The sequence below is a fragment of the Nocardia sp. CA-135398 genome (assembly GCF_050955845.1).
Taxonomy (GTDB): Bacteria; Actinomycetota; Actinomycetes; order Mycobacteriales; family Mycobacteriaceae; genus Nocardia.
Genome location: NZ_CP192084.1, coordinates 2452462 through 2469884, shown reverse-complemented (window position 1 = coordinate 2469884; position 17423 = coordinate 2452462). Strand labels below are relative to the sequence as shown.

General features: G+C 65.1%; 17 protein-coding genes and 2 tRNA genes. 7 read left to right on the top strand and 12 right to left on the bottom strand.

All coding sequences use genetic code 11. From position 1 onward, the window contains the following. The first annotated feature begins 11 nt into the window (after positions 1–11). On the top strand, positions 12–956 hold the full coding sequence (locus ACQP1T_RS10925) for an NUDIX hydrolase (protein WP_433762135.1): 945 nt from the start codon (positions 12–14) through the stop codon (positions 954–956). 153 nt (positions 957–1109) lie between these two features. Here the strand turns inward: ACQP1T_RS10925 and ACQP1T_RS10920 are convergent, their stop codons facing one another. The 3 genes from ACQP1T_RS10920 to leuC all read right to left on the bottom strand — a co-directional run bounded on the left by ACQP1T_RS10920 (position 1110) and on the right by leuC (position 4094). Further along, positions 1110–1754, bottom strand: a complete 645-nt coding sequence (locus ACQP1T_RS10920; RefSeq protein WP_433759823.1) for an HU family DNA-binding protein — start codon at positions 1752–1754, stop codon at positions 1110–1112. 156 nt (positions 1755–1910) lie between these two features. After that, entirely contained in the window at positions 1911–2519 is a 609-nt protein-coding gene (gene leuD / locus ACQP1T_RS10915; RefSeq protein WP_433759822.1) for a 3-isopropylmalate dehydratase small subunit, read from the bottom strand. A gap of 153 nt (positions 2520–2672) precedes the next feature. Further along, a complete protein-coding gene (leuC, locus tag ACQP1T_RS10910) occupies positions 2673–4094 on the bottom strand; it encodes a 3-isopropylmalate dehydratase large subunit (protein WP_433759821.1) in 1422 nt (473 codons plus the stop codon). A 149-nt stretch (positions 4095–4243) separates the two neighbouring features. On the opposite strand from leuC, the gene ACQP1T_RS10905 reads away from it, so the two are divergent. The 3 genes from ACQP1T_RS10905 (at position 4244) to ACQP1T_RS10895 (ending at position 5806) form a co-directional block, all read left to right on the top strand. Beyond that, positions 4244–4945: an IclR family transcriptional regulator gene (locus tag ACQP1T_RS10905; protein ID WP_062984757.1), complete on the top strand. Its 702-nt coding sequence runs from the start codon at positions 4244–4246 to the stop codon at positions 4943–4945. Between the two features lie 35 nt (positions 4946–4980). Then, positions 4981–5481 (top strand): pyridoxamine 5'-phosphate oxidase family protein, encoded by a 501-nt coding sequence (locus ACQP1T_RS10900; protein WP_433759820.1) that lies wholly within the window; start codon positions 4981–4983, stop codon positions 5479–5481. A gap of 130 nt (positions 5482–5611) precedes the next feature. Continuing rightward, the gene (locus ACQP1T_RS10895; protein ID WP_433759819.1) at positions 5612–5806 is read left to right on the top strand and encodes a DUF5302 domain-containing protein; all 195 of its coding nucleotides are present in this window, start codon (positions 5612–5614) and stop codon (positions 5804–5806) included. Positions 5807–6327: 521 nt separating this feature from the next. Here ACQP1T_RS10895 and ACQP1T_RS10890 read toward each other — a convergent pair. The 4 genes from ACQP1T_RS10890 to ACQP1T_RS10875 form a co-directional block, all read right to left on the bottom strand. After that, positions 6328–6400, bottom strand: a tRNA-Glu gene (locus ACQP1T_RS10890). 154 nt (positions 6401–6554) lie between these two features. Then, a tRNA-Gln gene (locus ACQP1T_RS10885) sits at positions 6555–6626 on the bottom strand. A 134-nt stretch (positions 6627–6760) separates the two neighbouring features. After that, entirely contained in the window at positions 6761–8233 is a 1473-nt protein-coding gene (gltX, locus tag ACQP1T_RS10880; RefSeq protein WP_433759818.1) for a glutamate--tRNA ligase, read from the bottom strand. A gap of 13 nt (positions 8234–8246) precedes the next feature. Next, positions 8247–9020, bottom strand: a complete 774-nt coding sequence (locus ACQP1T_RS10875) for a fumarylacetoacetate hydrolase family protein (RefSeq protein ID WP_062984767.1) — start codon at positions 9018–9020, stop codon at positions 8247–8249. Positions 9021–9230: 210 nt separating this feature from the next. On the opposite strand from ACQP1T_RS10875, the gene ACQP1T_RS10870 reads away from it, so the two are divergent. Together ACQP1T_RS10870 and ACQP1T_RS10865 are read left to right on the top strand one after the other, a co-directional pair. Next, on the top strand, positions 9231–10412 hold the full coding sequence (locus tag ACQP1T_RS10870) for an MFS transporter (RefSeq protein ID WP_433759817.1): 1182 nt from the start codon (positions 9231–9233) through the stop codon (positions 10410–10412). A gap of 276 nt (positions 10413–10688) precedes the next feature. Further along, positions 10689–11168 carry a hypothetical protein gene (locus tag ACQP1T_RS10865; RefSeq protein ID WP_433759816.1) on the top strand — a complete coding sequence of 160 codons (480 nt, stop codon included), beginning with the start codon at positions 10689–10691 and terminating at the stop codon, positions 11166–11168. 56 nt (positions 11169–11224) lie between these two features. Here the strand turns inward: ACQP1T_RS10865 and ACQP1T_RS10860 are convergent, their stop codons facing one another. The 4 genes from ACQP1T_RS10860 to ACQP1T_RS10845 all read right to left on the bottom strand — a co-directional run bounded on the left by ACQP1T_RS10860 (position 11225) and on the right by ACQP1T_RS10845 (position 16068). After that, a complete protein-coding gene (locus ACQP1T_RS10860; protein WP_433759815.1) occupies positions 11225–11806 on the bottom strand; it encodes a Uma2 family endonuclease in 582 nt (193 codons plus the stop codon). 79 nt (positions 11807–11885) lie between these two features. Further along, on the bottom strand, positions 11886–12893 hold the full coding sequence (locus ACQP1T_RS10855) for a 3-isopropylmalate dehydrogenase (RefSeq protein ID WP_433759814.1): 1008 nt from the start codon (positions 12891–12893) through the stop codon (positions 11886–11888). 197 nt (positions 12894–13090) lie between these two features. Beyond that, a complete protein-coding gene (gene serA / locus ACQP1T_RS10850) occupies positions 13091–14689 on the bottom strand; it encodes a phosphoglycerate dehydrogenase (protein WP_433759813.1) in 1599 nt (532 codons plus the stop codon). Positions 14690–15573: 884 nt separating this feature from the next. After that, positions 15574–16068 carry a winged helix-turn-helix transcriptional regulator gene (locus tag ACQP1T_RS10845; RefSeq protein ID WP_433759812.1) on the bottom strand — a complete coding sequence of 165 codons (495 nt, stop codon included), beginning with the start codon at positions 16066–16068 and terminating at the stop codon, positions 15574–15576. Positions 16069–16172: 104 nt separating this feature from the next. On the opposite strand from ACQP1T_RS10845, the gene ACQP1T_RS10840 reads away from it, so the two are divergent. Further along, positions 16173–16817, top strand: coding sequence for a dihydrofolate reductase family protein (locus ACQP1T_RS10840; protein WP_433759811.1), 645 nt, complete (start codon positions 16173–16175; stop codon positions 16815–16817). A gap of 68 nt (positions 16818–16885) precedes the next feature. Here ACQP1T_RS10840 and ACQP1T_RS10835 read toward each other — a convergent pair whose 3' ends face one another. Then, complete coding sequence (locus ACQP1T_RS10835; protein ID WP_040693519.1) at positions 16886–17089, bottom strand: cold-shock protein; 204 nt, start codon at positions 17087–17089, stop codon at positions 16886–16888. Positions 17090–17423: the final 334 nt, after the last annotated feature.

Here is a 17423-nt window from a genome sequence, read left to right as displayed (position 1 = left end):
CGGGATACGAAATGAACGGGGGACCGTTCTGGGATCCTCGGATAACGGCCAACATTCACGCCGCCGGTGCGGTGCTGTGGCGCAGAGCGGCCGCAGGTTCCGGCGCCATCGAGATCGCCGTGGTACATCGGCCCAAGTATCAGGATTGGTCGCTGCCGAAAGGCAAACTCGATCCGGGCGAGACGCCGGTGCTCGCCGCCGTGCGTGAGGTCCGCGAGGAGACCGGCCTCGACTGCCACCTCAGCCGCTACCTCGGGCACGTCACATATCCGATACCGGGGCATCGGAAACTCAAGCGGGTCGACTATTGGTCCGCCGAGGTCTCCGGCGGTGAATTCAGCGCCAATTCCGAGGTCGATGTGCTGTCCTGGCACACCTTGGACCGGGTGATGGACCAGTTGTCGTATCCGATGGACCGACAGGTGATGCGCGCCTTCATCCGCCTGCCCGCGGCCACCGCCACGCTGCTCGTGGTTCGGCACGCCAAGGCGGGCAGCAGGCACCGATTCGATGGACCGGACGAACAGCGCCCACTGGAGCGGGCCGGACGGGCCCAAGCCGCGGCGTTGGTCCCGAATCTGCTGGCATTCGGTGCATCCGAGATCTATTCGGCCGATCCGGAGCGCTGCGTCCAGACGGTGGAACCGCTGGCGGAAAAACTCGGCGCACCCATCAACATCGAACCGGATTTCTCCGAAACCGCTTATGCCGCAGCGCCGGACAAGGCTCGCCAACGCGCCATCGCACTGGTGTCGGATCATGCGGTGCGCGTTCTGTGCAGTCAGGGCAAGGTAATTCCCGATCTGCTGCGGTGGTGGGCCGATCGGGACGGCATTACGCTGCCGTCCGCGCGCAACCGCAAGGGCAGCGTGTGGGTACTGTCGTTCGCCTCGGGTCGACTGGTCGCCGCCGACCACCTCGACCGGTCACTGTCGGACGCCATCGTCAAGTCCTGACGCCCGCCCGTCATACGGTCGCTTCTCGACACCGGACCCGGACGCAGAGAGCCGAAACGGCCCCGAGGCGAACCTCGGGGCCGTTTCGAGTCGGTACTGCGAGTGATCCCGCCTAGCGGAGCCGAACCACCCGGTGGCACTACACCTTCAGCGTCAGCGCGCGCGCCGGGCCGGAGCCTTCTTGGCCGCGGTCTTCTTGGCGGGTGCCTTCTTCGCGACCGTCTTCTTGGCGGCGGTGGTCTTCTTGGCCGCCGTCGTCGACTTCTTGGCCGCTGTAGCCTTCGTGGCGGCGGTCTTCTTGGCGGGTGCCTTCTTCGCGGCCGTCTTGGTGGCAGTTGCCTTGCGCGCCGTCGTCTTTGCCGGGGCCTTCTTGGCCGCCGTCTTCTTCGCGGGCGCCTTGGTGGCGGTCGTCTTCTTGGCGGCGGTCTTCTTCGCCGCCGTCTTCTTCGCGGCCGCCTTCTTGGCTGCCACCGGCGCATTCGCGCCGCGCTTTACCGCAGGGCCGCTCGCGGTCAGCTTCTGCTTACCCGCGATGACGGCTTTGAACTGCGCGCCCGGACGGAACGCTGGCACCGAAGTGGGCTTCACCTTCACGGTTTCGCCGGTACGCGGGTTCCGCGCGACGCGAGCCGCACGCTTACGCTGTTCGAACACACCGAATCCGGTGATTGTGACGCTCTGACCCTTGTGCACCGCGCGCACGATGGTGTCGACCACATGCTCGACTGCCGCGGTGGCCGTGCGCCTGTCCGTACCCAACTTTTCGGTCAGAACGTCGATCAGTTCCGCCTTGTTCATTGAATCCTCCGCAGACTAATGGCCCGTCGTCGGACCGACTAGGTACCACGGTAAACCCACTTTGGGCAAGAGTCTATGTGCCACGCCAAAATTCATGTGGTTTAGCACACGTCCAGCTACCGCCCCAAGGCGAACGCAGCTATCGCTACCGGCTGATTACGCCCGCGAAATATGCGCCGGAAGCGTTGTGGGTTTCCAACTTGGCCTTGCCTTTTCGAACTCGCCGATGACGTCACTGCGCCGCAGTGTCAGCCCGATGTCGTCCAATCCTTCGAGCAGACGCCACCGCGTGTAGTCATCAATATCGAACGGCAACACGACGGTTCCGGCCGTCACGGTGCGCGCCTCGAGGTCTACTACCAATTCGAGACCCGGCTGTTCCTCGAGCAACTTCCAGAGCATTTCGACATCGTTCTGTGACATCTGCGCGGCCAACAGTCCACCCTTACCCGCATTGCCGCGGAAGATGTCGGCGAAGCGTGCGGAGATGACGACGCGAAAGCCGTAGTCCGACAGCGCCCATACGGCGTGTTCGCGGGAGGATCCGGTGCCGAAGTCCGGACCGGCCACCAGCACACTGCCCCGGTTATACGGTTCGGTGTTCAGAATGAAGTCCGGATCCGATCGCCATGCTGCGAACAGTCCGTCCTCGAATCCCGTTCGCGTCACCCGCTTCAGGTACACGGCCGGAATGATCTGATCGGTGTCGACATTGGATCGGCGCAGCGGCACGCCGATCCCCTTGTGCACGGTGAAGGCTTCCATTTGCTGATTCTCCTAGGTCATTAGACGATTTGGGCTGGCCGTTTCGAGCGAGCTGCAAGCAGTCGCTACGGCAGTCGTTTCGAGCGACCTGCACGCAGTCGCCAGCGGCCGGAACAACGAATCGGCGCGGACACAACGGCGTCCGCGCGCCGATCAGTCCAGATCCGCGGGCGAGGACAGGGTGCCGCGGACCGCCGTCGCGGCCGCTACGAGCGGGGAAACCAGGTGTGTACGGCCACCTTTGCCCTGCCGTCCCTCGAAGTTACGGTTCGAAGTCGAGGCGCAACGCTGCCCCGGCGCCAGCTGATCGGGATTCATTCCCAAGCACATCGAGCAGCCCGCCTGACGCCATTCGGCGCCCGCCGCGGTGAAAATCTCGCCCAGTCCTTCTTTTTCCGCCTGGGCGCGTACCCGCATAGATCCCGGTACAACCAACATTCGCACCCCGTCGGCGACGCGGCGGCCCTTCAAAATCCCGGCCACCGCACGCAAATCCTCGATGCGTCCGTTGGTGCACGAACCGACGAATACGGTGTCGACCGATACATCACGAAGTGGAGTACCCGGCTCCAAATCCATGTATCGCAACGCTTTCTCCGCGGACTCGCGCGCCGTCTCGTCGGTAATCTGCGCGGGATCGGGCACCTGCTCGCCCAGTGGCGCTCCCTGTCCCGGATTGGTACCCCAAGTGACGAACGGGCTCAGCGCGGCGGCGTCGATGTGCACCTCGGCGTCGAAAACGGCACCCTCATCGGTCTTCAGCGCCTCCCAGGCGGCCACTGCGGCATCCCAGTCGGCTCCCTGCGGCGCGTGCGGGCGTCCTTTGAGGAATTCATAGGTGGTTTCGTCAGGAGCGATCATGCCGGCCCGCGCGCCCGCCTCGATCGACATGTTGCAGATCGTCATTCGCGCCTCCATCGACATGGCGCGAATTGCCTCCCCGCGATACTCGAGCACATAGCCCTGACCGCCGCCGGTACCGATCTGGGCGATGACGGCCAGAATCAGGTCCTTACTCGTGACACCGGGCGGCAATTGACCGTCGACGGTGATCGCCATGGTCTTGAACGGGCGCAGCGAGAGTGTCTGCGTGGCAAGGACGTGTTCGACCTCGCTGGTGCCGATGCCCATGGCCAGCGCGCCGAACGCGCCGTGCGTGGAGGTGTGGCTATCGCCGCACACCACCGTCATTCCGGGCTGGGTCAGACCCAATTGCGGCCCGACGACGTGCACGATGCCCTGATCCAGATCCCCCATCGGATGCAGGCGCACACCGAATTCCGCGCAATTGCGGCGCAGCGTCTCGACCTGGGTACGCGAAATGGGGTCGGCGATCGGCTTATCGATATCGACCGTCGGGACATTGTGGTCTTCGGTCGCGATGGTGAGATCGGGGCGACGCACCGGACGGCCCGCGGCGCGGAGTCCGTCGAAGGCCTGCGGGCTGGTCACCTCGTGTACGAGGTGCAGATCGATGTAGATCAGATCGGGCTCCCGCGAGGCGCCCTCGCCCGCTCCGCGGGCGACAACGTGCTGCTCCCACACCTTCTCGGCCAGTGTGCGGCGCTCGGCCATTCTCGATCACCTTTCCGACGAGCAACCGAGGTACGCGATCCGGGCTGAGGCGCGCTCACGGCTGCACAAGTTTTTGGCTGTTCCGACGCGTCCGGAGCGAGCAGACCATGGAGTGGCTTTCTCAGTATCCGAGACGCTAATATCGTTCTATGAGACAGCATAGCGGTATCGGCGTCCTCGACAAAGCGGTGTCAGTGTTATATGCCGTCGCGGAACATCCATGCGGTCTCAACGAACTGTGCACCCGCACCGGCCTGCCCCGGGCAACCGCCCATCGCCTGGCCGTCGGGCTCGAGGTACACCGGTTGCTGGCCCGCGACAACAATGGGCTCTGGCGGCCCGGACCCGCTCTCGCCGAACTCGCCGCCGGGGCCACCGATCCACTGCACGAGGCCGCTGCGGCCATTCTCCCGCGGCTACGCGAGATCACCGGCGAGAGCGTCCAGATCTACTGCCGAGACGGCAATGCGCGGGTCTGCATCGCCGCCCTGGAACCGCCCGTTGGCCTGCGCGACACCGTGCCGATCGGGGCGCGGCTGCCGCTCACCGCGGGTTCGGCGGCGAAAGTGCTGGTGGCCTGGGCGGATCCGGAACTGCAGCGCATCATCCTTGCCGATGCGGTCTTCGGGGAGCGGGCGCTGGCCGAGGTCCGCAAGCGCGGCTGGGCGCAGAGCGCCGCCGAGCGGGCCAGCGGTGTGGCCAGCGTCTCCGCACCCGTTCGCGACGCCGCTGGCCATGTCGTCGCGGCCGTCTCGGTATCCGGACCGATCGATCGCATGGGCCGCCGACCCGGCGCGCGCTGGGCGGCCGACCTGGTCGCCGCCGCGGACGCACTGCACAAGCGGCTGTAACGCGTTCTAGTTTCGAACCTCTAAGGTTGGTGCGCATGGGAGTAAACCAACGGGCGCATATCGTCATGTCCGACGCCGAGATTTCCGAATTCCTGCAGCGCAGCCGCATCGCGACGCTGGCAACCATCGGCCCGAACGGCGCACCGCACCTGACCGCGATGTGGTACGGCCTGATCGACGGCGAGATCTGGTTCGAAACCAAAGCCAAATCGCAAAAGGCGGTGAATCTGCGCCGCGATCCCCGGGTAACCTGCATGGTCGAGGCGGGCCAGACCTACGACCAGTTGCGCGGCGTCTCCATCGAGGGCCATGCCGAGATCATCGATGATCCGGACAAGCTCTTCGCCGTCGGCGTGAGCGTCTGGGAGCGCTACACCGGCCCCTACAGCGAAGAGGTTCGCCCGCTCGTCGAGCAGATGCTCAACAAGCGCATAGCGGTCCGCGTCGTCCCGGACCGCCTGCGCAGCTGGGACCACCGCAAACTCGGCCTCCCCCAACTCCCTCTAGGCGGCACCACCGCCCAACCCCTCGATTGATCGCGCCACGCGGGCAAAATCCGCCTGACACGCCGCACCCGGCACAGTAGCGTCAATCTTGTTCGACCCGAATCGGCAGCGCGGCGACGCCCCTTGGCGCGCCACCCGGCCGCGACGACGAGGAGCAGACATGGCGGAAGCGGAAAGTTCCAACGGCGAGGCGGCACCGAGCGCCGAAGACGTCAAACGCAAGTTCAAGGAAGCGCTGGAGCGCAAAAACCAGCACCACGCCAAGTCGAACAACCACCTCGACGGCCGCTCCAAGGCAACCTCCGCCCACGGCAACGCCAGCCACAAGCGAGAGTTCCGCCGCAAGAGCGGATAGGAAGTCCCACCGACCGCAAAAAGGCCTTCCAGCGATAACGCTGGAGGGCCTTTGCCGTATCACCGAGCCTCGCGCCCCCGACAGCCGATCACCAGAAACTAGCGCTCTGCTCAACGCCACGATGCCGACCCAGCCATCTGCCACAGCAGCGCCACCCATCTACCACTGGCACCCTGACCTGCCGTTGCGTGCGGCGGGGTTCAAGGAAAAGCCCAGGAACGCCGGTTCAGGGCAGCCGGGGATTTAGGGCAGCCCCACGGACATAGCCCTCTGACCAGCAGCCGAGACTCCACCCACAGGAACAAGCCCACCCACCACCACAAATACCCCCAGCAGCAAGGAAACAGACCCGCACTCCCCAACGGCACCCCGTCCTCCTGTTCCGGGGCGAAGCCCCCGGCCAGCCTCGGGGGTCCGGGGGCGAAGCCCCCGGGTGGGGGTGTGGGGGTTTCACCCCCACAAAACAATGCGAAAACGAGAAAGGCTCACGCTCTGTGTGAGCATGAGCCTTGCACTCGTTGTAGCCCCGACGGGATTCGAACCCGCGCTACCGCCTTGAGAGGGCGGCGTCCTAGGCCGCTAGACGACGGGGCCAGGACTCGATCCCCCACATTTCAGTGGGTGATCTTTCCGGTTGATCTTTCGATCAGTGGAAGCTCGGTTAGCTTAGCCGACCGAAGCTCGGCGACCAAATCGCCGGATGCTGAACAACTTTCGGTCGCGCGCCGAGAGAAGAACAACATTTCCGCTGGGGTACCAGGACTCGAACCTAGAATGGCTGAACCAGAATCAGCTGTGTTGCCAATTACACCATACCCCAATGACCAGGACGTTCGACCTCGTGTCCGGCTGACCCGAGGCCCTGTTCCGAGCCGAGAAGTAGAGTACCAAACCGAATACGGTCTACTACAAATCGGCTGGTCAACGCCCTGTTTTTCGCTCACAGCGGGATTTTCAGGCCGGTGCCGTCCAGTCCCGCGCCGAGCGCAGCCGGGCCAGGCTCGTCTCGCGGCCGAGCAACTCCAGCGATTCGTACAGCGGCGGGCTGATATGCGAACCCGTCACTGCCACTCGCACTGGTGCGAACGCCTTGCGCGGTTTGAGCCCCAGATCATCGATGAGCGCGGTTTTGAGCGCATCCTCGATAGCGGAGGTGGTCCAGGCCGTCAGCGGCTCCAGCGCGGAAATGGCGGCGTCCAATACCGGGGTGGCTTCGGAACCGAGGTTCTTCGCCCCCGCTGCCGGATCAATCGCGAACTCTTCCGCGGGCGCGAACAAGAAACGCAGCAGATCCCACGCGTCGGCCAACACCACGATCCGGGTTTGCACCAGTTCGGCGGCCGCGGCGAACAACTTGTCGTCGATGTCGGCGCCGATGTGGCCGTGTTCGGTGAGGAACTCACGCAAGCGGTGCGCGAAATCACCCGGCTCCAGCAATCGGATGTGTTCGGCGTTGAGCGCGTCCGCCTTCTTCTGATCGAAACGGGCCGGATTCGAATTCACTTTCGAGATATCGAAGGCCGCCACCATCTCCGCCATCGAGAAAACATCGCGATCTTCCGCGATGCCCCAGCCGAGTAGCGCCAGGTAATTCAGCAAACCCTCCGGGATGAATCCCCTATCCCGATGGACGAACAGATTCGACTCCGGATCGCGCTTGGACAACTTCTTGTTGCCCTGCCCCATCACGAACGGCAGATGACCGAACTCCGGAGTGAACTCCGCGACGCCGATCCGGCGCATAGCCGCATAGAGCGCGATTTGACGTGGAGTGGACGAGAGAATGTCCTCACCGCGCAACACATGGGTGATCTTCATCAATGCGTCGTCGACCGGGTTAACCAGCGTATAGAGCGGATCGCCATTACCGCGAGTGAGTGCGAAATCGGGCACGGTACCCGCTTTGAAGGTGGTTTCGCCGCGCACCAGATCGTGCCAGGTGATGTCTTCATCGGGCATTCGGAGCCGGATTACCGCCGGGCGTCCGGCGGCGCGATGTGCCGCGATCTCACCGGGCGTGAGATCACGGTCGTAGTTGTCGTAGCCGAGTTTCGGATCGCGGCCAGCGGCGCGGTGGCGCGCCTCGACTTCCTCGGGAGTGGAGAAGGATTCATACGCTTCACCGGCCGCCAGCAAATTCCGCACGACCTCCATATGCAGCTCGCGTCGCTGCGATTGCCGATAGGGCGCATAGGGCCCGCCGACCTCCGGTCCTTCGTCCCAGGTGAGGCCGAGCCAGCGCAGCGCGTCCAGGATCGCACCGTAGGATTCTTCGGAATCGCGTGCGGCATCGGTATCTTCGATGCGGAAGACGAACTTGCCGCCGGTGTGGCGGGCGTACGCCCAATTGAACAGCGCCGTCCGGATCAGGCCGACATGCGGCGTTCCGGTCGGTGACGGGCAGAAGCGGACCCGTACTTCAGTCATGGCTCTCTTTCGACTAGCGCTTGGCGGCAACAGGATTGGTGAGGGTTCCGATGCCCTCGACGGTCACGGAGACGTTCTGCCCGGCCCGCAATGGGCCGACGCCCTCCGGGGTGCCGGTGAGCAGCACATCGCCGGGCAGCAGCGTCATCACCGTGGTCACCCATTCGATGAACTTCGGAATATCGTGCAGCAGAAGCGAAGTGCGGCTGCGTTGGCGGACCTCGCCGTCGACTTCGGTGACGATCTCCAGATCCGAAGGGTCGAGCGAGGTTTCGATCCACGGGCCGAGCGGGCAGAAGGTGTCGTAGCCCTTGCCCCGGGTCCACTGGCCGTCGTGCTTCTGCTGATCGCGCGCGGTCACATCGTTGGCGACGGTGTAACCGAGCACCACATCAAGCGCGCGGGCGGCGGGCACATCCTTGCACGGACGGCCGATGACGATTGCCAGCTCGCCCTCGTAGTCGACCTGGGATGAGCTGGGCGGCAATACGATCGACGCGTTCGGGCCGATGATCGAGGTGCTCGGCTTCATGAAGATCACCGGATCCGCGGGTGCGACCCCGCCCATTTCGGCCGCGTGCGCGGCGTAGTTCTTGCCGATGCAGACCACCTTGCTGGCCAGAATCGGCGCGAGCAGGCGCACATCGGCCAGCGGCCAACTCCGCCCGGTGAATGTCGGAGTACCGAACGGATGTTCCGCGATCTCCTTGGCGACGCTCTCGCTCCCCTCCCCTTCGATGCTGACGAAAGCGACTCCATCGGGACTGGCGATTCGACCTAGACGCATGCACCGCAGTCTATCGACCGCCCTCGACCTGCTCGAACGCGCCCGACCGAGCGGTCCGGAACCGCGCGCGGCGGCGTGTTCCCCACCTCGCGCTGTGAGCAGTTCGACAGAACCACAGCGGAATCCGCTTGCGCACTGGGTGTACGGTGAGACTCGATGTTCACACAATGAGAACACATTCCCACACTTTGAGATTCAGAGGTGAGGCCGATGGCTACGACCGTGACGCAGATGCGCGATATCCGACGGTGGTCCATGCTCGGCCTCGGCGTGTTCGCGCAGGCCGCCAGCGCGGTCTTCATCCATGGGGTGCCATTTCTACTGCCCGCGCTGACGGCCGATGGCATGCCGCTGGCTACCGCGGGGCTGCTGGTGGCCATGCCGACTGTCGGGCTGGTGTGCACGCTGATCGCCTGGGGATATGTCGTGGACCGGATCGGCGAGCACAAGGTGTTGGTCGGCGGACCGCTGCTGATGTTCGGCGCGGGCATCGCGGCGGCTACCGTCTCCGATTACGTACTGCTCGGCGCAGTGCTGTTCCTGGGCGGCGTCGGCGCGGCGAGTACGAATGGCGCCAGCGGCCGAGTGATCGTCGGATGGTTCGCGCCGCAGCGGCGCGGACTGGCCATGGGCATTCGACAGACCGCACAGCCCATCGGCGTCGGTATCGGCGCGCTCAGCATTCCGGCCGTTGCGGCCGCGCACGGTGTCTCGGCGGCCATTCTGGTGCCCGCCGTGATGGCGGGGGTCGCCGCACTGGGCTGCCTGATCGGAATCATCGATCCGCCACGGCCCGCGGGCGCGGCGGCGGATCGGACCAACCCGTATCGCGGTGATTCCACGCTGTGGCGCATCCACGCGGTGTCGGTGCTGCTGTGCATTCCCCAAGGGACCGTATGGACTTTCGCATTATTGTGGTTGCACGATGACGTTGGCTGGTCGCTGCCCGTGGCGGGTGCTCTGGTGACCGGAACCCAATTCCTCGGCGCCCTAGGAAGAATCGGCGCGGGCGCATGGTCCGATCGTGTCGGCAGCCGACTGGGTCCACTGCGCATCGTCGCCTTCGCCGCCGTAATCTCCATGGCCGCCTTGGCTTCAGCCGCATGGACGCATGCTTGGTGGGCCGCGATTCCGCTGCTGATCGCCGCGTCGGTCATCACGGTTTCCGATAACGGTTTGGCCTTCACGGCGGTCGCCGAGATCGCCGGACCGTTCTGGAGTGGACGCGGACTGGGTATCCAGAACACCGGCCAGAACCTCGCAATGGCCGCTATACCACCGGTTTTCGGCGCTCTGATCACCGCAAGCGGATTCCCCGCGGCATACCTGTCGGCCGCGATACTCGCCATGGCAGCAGTTCCGCTGGTCCCCGCTGATCGACGATCCGAATAACGGCCCCTTGGGAATTCGCGCCCGTTCCGGTTCACCGGGGCGGGCGCGACGCATCTGCGCGGACACTCGGGGCCACATCCTCATGCGAACCGGAGCTCAGCGCGAGTAGAGAGCCTGATCGAAGCCGACCCGAACTAACGTGTCCGCCTCGAAGGCGCGTGCTCACGTCTCGCGCCGCGATCGGCCCGCTCGCTGGCACTGCTAGCGAGATACCTGCGCAACCCAGTATGTAAATCCTACCTTGACAAAGCGAGGCATGTCAAGTCAGCTTTACATATGTCCGATGAAGAACAGCGCGTCGACCCGCGGGACGAGCGGGCGATGCTGGGAAAGTTGTTGTCCGCCAATGCGGAACTGGTCGTGGGTGTGCTGCGCCCGGAGGAGGGCAGGCCAAGCGTGCCGGTACTTGCCGCGCTGACCGCGACCCGAAATCTCAGTCGACTCGTCGACGACATCCTGCACACCCTGGCCCGCCAGGCCCGCGAAGAAGGCCACACCTGGGCCGAAATCGGTGATCTGCTCGGCACATCCCGCCAAGCGGCCTTCCAACGCTTCAGCGGCCCGATGCCTCCGATGAGCCCCTTCCCGGCGCCACCCACTCCCCCGGCGCCACCTGTCGTTCCCCCGGCTCCACCCGGATTCCACACCCCGCCAGTCGGATTCCGCACGCCACCACACATGCCAATGCCGCCCGGTCTACCCCCGATGCCCACCCCGCCCGACATGCCGAAGCCCCCCACCCCACCGACACGTTGATCCGCGATCCACCGAATTCCCTTACAATCGCGGCGCACTGACGGAGCGCGATCAGGTCAGATCGTGATCAGGGCGGCCGGATCGAAACTCACCCGGAACGGCGGATCGGCGCGGATCGCCGCGGTGAAAACGGTTCCTGCCGTGACCACCGGACGGGCGCGAAAGGCGCCGTCCACGAGCAGCATTCGGTGGATCCGGACCTCCGGATGGTGCTCGACTATCCAGTACTGCGGAATCTCGATGGCCGCGTACTCGCGCACCTTCCTGACCCGATCGGTGCGTTCGCTGCCATCGCCCGGCGCGATGACTTCCACGGCGAGCAGCACCTCGGTACCCGGGATCAGCCTCGGTGTTTCGGCGATAATCGCAGCCCGCGCAACATCTCTCGGGATCACCACGATATCGGGCTTGCGAATGCCGCTGGGCGTGTTGACTTCCCAGCCACCGCCGACGAATACGTGCACCGCTGCCCCGCCGGCCGCGATATCGATGAGCCGCCCGAGCCGCTGCACCACGAAATCGTGACGCGCGCCGCCCGGGACCGCGACCAACCATCCGTCCTCGAGCTCGAAACCCCTACCGCCGTCCGGCAAACCGTGCAGATCCGCATGGGTATACGGTCCTCGACGATCGGTCATCGGACGCCCTCACGTGCCTGCTGAGCGGAAAGACCCGGGCTCGAACTCGCTCGAGCGCGGGCCGCCAGAGGAGAACATGTCAGACCGCCGCGGCGATCCGATCTCCGATCTCGACGGTCGAGGCCGCATCGGTGCGCGACGCGAGATCCTTGGCGACCGCCGCTTCGATGCGGGCGGCGCCTTCGGCATTGCCGAGATGGCTGAGCAGCAACGACACCGACAGAATCGCGGCGGTCGGGTCGGCCTTGGATTGACCCGCGATATCGGGGGCACTGCCGTGCACCGGCTCGAACATGCTCGGGTTGGCGCCGGAGGCATCGATATTGCCGCTGGCCGCCAGGCCGATTCCGCCACTGACCGCGGCCGCGAGGTCGGTGATGATGTCGCCGAACAGGTTGTCGGTGACGATCACATCGAAGCGGCCAGGATCGTTGACCATGTGGATGGTGGCGGCATCGATGTGCTGGTAGGCGGTTTGCACCTCAGGGAACTCCGCCGCGACCTCGTTCACCGTGCGCTGCCACAGCGAACCGGCGAAGGTCAGCACATTGTTCTTGTGCACCAGGGTGAGGTGCTTGCGCCGGGCCTGCGCCTTGGCGAAGGCGTAGCGGACCACACGCTCGATGCCGAAGCGGGTGTTGGTGCTGACCTCGGTGGCGACCTCATGCGGCGTCTCGACTCGGATCGCGCCGCCGGTGCCGGTGTAGGGGCCCTCGGTGCCCTCGCGTACGACAACGAAGTCGATATCCGGATTGCCCGCGAGCGGACTGGTCACGCCCGGGTACAGCTTGGACGGACGCAGGTTCACGTGGTGATCCAGCGCGAACCGGGTGCGCAGCAGCAGTCCGCGCTCGAGCACACCGCTGGGTACCGACGGATCGCCGATCGCGCCGAGCAGGATCGCATCGTGCTGCTTCAGCTCGGGCAGCACCGAATCCGGCAGGATCTCACCGGTCGCGTGGTAACGCCGCGCACCCAGGTCGTATTCGGTCTTCTCGACCCCCGGCTGCACCACGTCGAGCACCTTGAGCGCCTCCGCGATGACCTCGGGCCCGATCCCATCACCAGCGATAACAGCAAGCTTCATAACAACAAGGCTCCGTTCAGTATTGCCGACCGCCACCGTACTTCGTCCCGCACCGCACCCGGCTGTCGGGCATCGCAGTGCGCGTTTTCGCACCGAGCGCACTGTTTCGCCCGGCAATCTCGTGCGCGGTGTGACATGTCATACCGGGCACATGTGACGGCGCCGCGCACGGTCGACGTGCGCGGCGCCGGTAATGGTCAGAACAGGTCGACCAGAACGATCTTGGACGCGCCGACGGATTCGGCGATCGCGGCCTGGACGTCGGCGGGGACTTCGCGGGCCACACGCAGAACCACGGTCGCGCCCTCCTTGTCCACATCCTGGCTCAGCTGTGCGGCGAGGATGTCGATCTCGGCCTCACCGAGCTTGGTGCCGATCTTGCCGAGCGCGCCCGGCTTGTCCTCGTAGTTCAGCACGGCCAGGTTCAGGCCCTCGGCGCGCATATCGTAGTTGCGACCGTTGATGTTGACGATCTTCTGCACCAGCTGCGGCTCGGTCAGCGTGCCCGCCACGTTCAGGGTGCTGCCGTCGCCGAAGACCGCGCGCAGGTCGACGACGCTGCGGTGGCTCGGGCTCTCCGAAACCTTGGTGACCTCGGCGGTGATGCCGCGCTCCTTGGCCAAGGCGGGAGCGTTGACGAAGGTGACCTGATCCTCGACCAGCGCGGAGAAGATGCCGCGCAGCGCCGAAAGCTCCAGCACCGCAACATCTTGCGCGGCCAGCTCGCCGCGCACCTGCACCTCGACGCTGACCGGCAGCTCGTTGGACACCGCACCGAGCAGGTGCCCCTGCTTGCGCACGATCTCCAGCCACGGCGCCACCTCGTCGCCGACGGCGCCACCGGTGACGTTCACCGCCCCCGGTACGAATTCACCGGCCAGCGCCAGCAGTACGGACTTGGCGACATCGGTGCCCGCGCGGTCCTGCGCCTCGGCGGTGGACGCACCCAGGTGCGGGGTCACCACGACCTGCGGCAGGTCGAACAGCGGGCTGTCGGTGCACGGCTCGGTATCGAAGACGTCCAGACCGGCGGCACGCACGTGACCCGACTTGATGGCGTCGGCGAGCGCCTGCTCGTCGACGAGCCCGCCGCGGGCGGCGTTGACGATGATGACGCCCGGCTTGGTCTTGGCGATGGCTTCCTTGCCGATGATGCCCTTGGTCTCCGGGGTCTTCGGCAGGTGCACCGAGATCAGGTCGGCGCGCTCGAGCAACTCGTCCAGGCTGAGCAGTTCGATGCCGAGCTGGGCTGCGCGGGCCGGGGAGACGTAGGGGTCGTATGCGATCACCTTGGTCTCGAAGGCGGCCAGACGCGCGGCGAACAGCTGGCCGATGCGGCCGAGGCCGACCACACCGACGGTCTTGTCGAAGATCTCGACACCGTTGAACTTGCTGCGCTGCCAGGTCCGCTCGCGCAGGGTGGAATCGGCGGCCGGGATCTGGCGGGCCGCGGCCAGCAGCAGCGTGACGGCGTGCTCGGCGGCGGTGTGGATGTTGGAGGTGGGCGCGTTGACCACCATGACGCCGCGCTCGGTGGCCGCGGGCACATCGACATTGTCGAGGCCGACACCGGCGCGGGCGACGATCTTCAGGTTCTTCCCGGCCTCGAGCACCTCGGCGTCGACGGTGGTCGCCGAGCGGACGAGGAGGGCATCCGCCTCGGGCACCGCGGCCAGCAGCGCCGGACGGTCGGGGCCGTCGACCCAGCGGACCTCGACACCGTCACCGAGCGCGTCGACGGTCGACTGGGCGAGCTTGTCGGCGATCAGAACAACAGGACGGCCTGCTTGGCTCACTGTGGGGTACTCCTGGGAGGAAAGGGGGTCGGCAATTACCGCGCACCAGCTTAGTTGGCCGGAATCCGCCGCGGCCCGCCCCCCGGTAGGCGGGTGCCTCAACATCAAGGAAGGCCCCGCACCGATGGTGCGAGGCCTTCCCTCGTCGCACGCCGTCACGGCGGCGTCGGCTCGGTCGAATCAATCGGCCGAGACAGCGCTATCAGCCGCCGAAAGAACCCGTCCACAGGGTGTTGAAAAGACCGTGCAGAGCAGCGCTACCGGTCGAGAACAGGCCGTTCAGGGCGGCGGAACCGGTGTCGATGATAACGGGGATCATGAAATTCCTCTTCGTCGAAACTAATCCAGTCGAACTGGCTGACACACGGCACATCGGGACCAGAACAAATCCAGTTACGAAATTCTGACGGATTGTGACGCAGACTACATCTCATAATTGAGTGTGATCTGGACAACTGACCAATCTCGCTCTGATCAGGCCTAATCCGCTGTTCCACAGGTCAGGAACGCTTTTCAGGCTTTAATTAGCTCCGCAAAAGAAGCATTCTGAGAGATCCCTGAGAGAGTTACCCGAAACCGCCTGAGATCTATCCGAGATAGGACACGCGCCGGGACCCGGCAACCTTCGGACATAACAGACCGCATTGCCGTCGTTCGGCAAGCCAGAGGTATTAGTCGGCGCGATACATCAGATACGGGCGCGCCAAGATCAACGCGGCAGCAAGCGTGGCGCTACCGAAATCAGCGGGAGCAGATGGATGAACGCGGTGTAATGGATGAAGAAGTGGATCACCAGTGCGCTGGCCGAGCCCGCGACGGCGGCCGGAGATGGGCTGTAGCGCCGCAGGATTCGGCAGCACCGTGACAGTTGGCGTGGCCGCGCTTCACACCTCGGCGACTGCGGCGGCATAGGCGCGCGCCAATCGGTCGGTGGCGGTCGGCGCGTCCGGATCGGGACGCGGTATGCCGAGGTGCGACTCGCGCAGTTCGTCCATGAACTCGGCCCACAGCTGCGGTCCGCCCTGCTCGAGGAGTTCCGCGCGGACACGCAGGCGTTTCGTGGTCGGGCGATGCCGCAGCCCCCATGCGCCCAGCTGCGCCATGATCGGCACCAGTTGGATCGCGGGCTCGGTGAGCCGGTACTCGGCCTTCTGACCGGGACGGGTGTCCTCGCGACTGAGCAATCCCGCCGCGACCAGGCGCTTGAGCCGGTCGGACAGGATGTTGGACGCGATTCGCTCCTCCGATCCGGCCAGCAGCTCGCGGAAGTGGCGGCGGTTGCCGAACATCACGTCGCGCAGCACCAGCAGCGTCCACCGATCGCCGATCACCTCGATGGTCGCGTTGATCGGGCAGCCCGAACGTCCCTCGTCGCGCATGCGGCACTCCTTCCGTCGACATTGCTGCTTGCATTCTACAACCAGTTGGGCTTAGCCTGTCCACAAGCGATTGCAAAATGCAATCAGATCAGAAAGAGGGCATCATGGCTGAGTTGCGCGTACACAACATCGCGATCTCGCTCGACGGCTACATCGCCGGACCGAATCAGGGACCCGAGAACCCACTCGGCGAGGGTGGACTGCGGCTGCACGATTGGGTGTGGGCCACGCGCTACGCGCACCAGATGGACGGCGCGGACACCGGCGAGACCGGCGTGGACAACGATTTCATGGTCGCGGGCGATGCCGGAATCGGCGCAACCATCATGGGGCGCAACATGTTCGGCCCGATCCGCGGCCCCTGGGCCGACCACGAATGGAAGGGTTGGTGGGGCGACAACCCGCCCTACCACCACGACACCTTCGTGATGACCCATCACCCGCGGCCGTCGCTGCCGATGGCGGGCGGTACGACGTTCCATTTCGTGAACGAATCGCCGGAAGAGGTTCTGCGCCAAGCATTCAAGGCCGCGGACGGTCAGGACGTGCGACTTGCGGGCGGCTCATCCGCCATCCGCCAGTTCCTGCGCGCGGGTCTGGTGGACCAGATGCATCTCGCGGTCGTCCCGATTCTGCTCGGCGCGGGCGAGCGGCTCTACGACGATCTCGACGCGCTGCCGGGCTACGAGATCAACTCGGTGCTGCACTCACCCGCGGTCACCCACGTGACCTTCACCAAGAGCGCCTGAATATCCCCCAGAAAACGACGAGAGGCCCGCACCCCCTGCCGGGTGCGAGCCTCCTAAGTCACGCTGAATCAGATAGCGCGGACGTCCTGGGCCTGCGGGCCCTTCTGGCCCTGGCCGATCTCGAACTCCACGCGCTGGCCCTCTTCGAGGGACCGGAAACCCGAGCCGGAAACGGCCGAGTAATGCACGAAGACGTCAGGGCCGCCTCCGTCTTGAGCGATAAAGCCGAAGCCCTTCTCGCTGTTGAACCACTTCACACTGCCTTGAGCCATGTTCTTTACTTCTTACTTCCTGTTGATGAGCCGGGCAGATCACTTCGATGAGCCCGATCTCTCGATCAACAATGCCATCATCCGACGAATTAGGCCACATCCAGCAGCGGTAACTGTGAGCAAGCCGACGTTGGCGCAGCGCTGTGGCCGCCGACGCAACATCGGTTGCGAAGGGCTGGCTACCTCGAAGATCAGACCGTCGCGGAGCAGAGATCGGCCGGTCAGCGCACACTTTCGGCTACCCATACAGACCCGTCCGAAAGCCCAGCAAACACGCTGGACACCTGCCTCGCACCGGAACTGAGAATTCGCAAAGAAAATACGACAGTTCAGG

Excerpts from the sequence above, each read along its gene's own strand:
- ACQP1T_RS10925 (WP_433762135.1), top strand. The coding sequence starts at position 12 with ATGAACGGGGGACCGTTCTGGGATCCTCGGATAACGGCCAACATTCAC.
- ACQP1T_RS10920 (WP_433759823.1), bottom strand. The coding sequence starts at position 1,754 with ATGAACAAGGCGGAACTGATCGACGTTCTGACCGAAAAGTTGGGTACG.
- leuD (WP_433759822.1), bottom strand. The coding sequence starts at position 2,519 with ATGGAAGCCTTCACCGTGCACAAGGGGATCGGCGTGCCGCTGCGCCGA.
- leuC (WP_433759821.1), bottom strand. The coding sequence starts at position 4,094 with ATGGCCGAGCGCCGCACACTGGCCGAGAAGGTGTGGGAGCAGCACGTT.
- ACQP1T_RS10905 (WP_062984757.1), top strand. The coding sequence starts at position 4,244 with ATGAGACAGCATAGCGGTATCGGCGTCCTCGACAAAGCGGTGTCAGTG.
- ACQP1T_RS10900 (WP_433759820.1), top strand. The coding sequence starts at position 4,981 with ATGGGAGTAAACCAACGGGCGCATATCGTCATGTCCGACGCCGAGATT.
- ACQP1T_RS10895 (WP_433759819.1), top strand. The coding sequence starts at position 5,612 with ATGGCGGAAGCGGAAAGTTCCAACGGCGAGGCGGCACCGAGCGCCGAA.
- gltX (WP_433759818.1), bottom strand. The coding sequence starts at position 8,233 with ATGACTGAAGTACGGGTCCGCTTCTGCCCGTCACCGACCGGAACGCCG.
- ACQP1T_RS10875 (WP_062984767.1), bottom strand. The coding sequence starts at position 9,020 with ATGCGTCTAGGTCGAATCGCCAGTCCCGATGGAGTCGCTTTCGTCAGC.
- ACQP1T_RS10870 (WP_433759817.1), top strand. The coding sequence starts at position 9,231 with ATGGCTACGACCGTGACGCAGATGCGCGATATCCGACGGTGGTCCATG.
- ACQP1T_RS10865 (WP_433759816.1), top strand. The coding sequence starts at position 10,689 with ATGTCCGATGAAGAACAGCGCGTCGACCCGCGGGACGAGCGGGCGATG.
- ACQP1T_RS10860 (WP_433759815.1), bottom strand. The coding sequence starts at position 11,806 with ATGACCGATCGTCGAGGACCGTATACCCATGCGGATCTGCACGGTTTG.
- ACQP1T_RS10855 (WP_433759814.1), bottom strand. The coding sequence starts at position 12,893 with ATGAAGCTTGCTGTTATCGCTGGTGATGGGATCGGGCCCGAGGTCATC.
- ACQP1T_RS10845 (WP_433759812.1), bottom strand. The coding sequence starts at position 16,068 with ATGCGCGACGAGGGACGTTCGGGCTGCCCGATCAACGCGACCATCGAG.
- ACQP1T_RS10840 (WP_433759811.1), top strand. The coding sequence starts at position 16,173 with ATGGCTGAGTTGCGCGTACACAACATCGCGATCTCGCTCGACGGCTAC.
- ACQP1T_RS10835 (WP_040693519.1), bottom strand. The coding sequence starts at position 17,089 with ATGGCTCAAGGCAGTGTGAAGTGGTTCAACAGCGAGAAGGGCTTCGGC.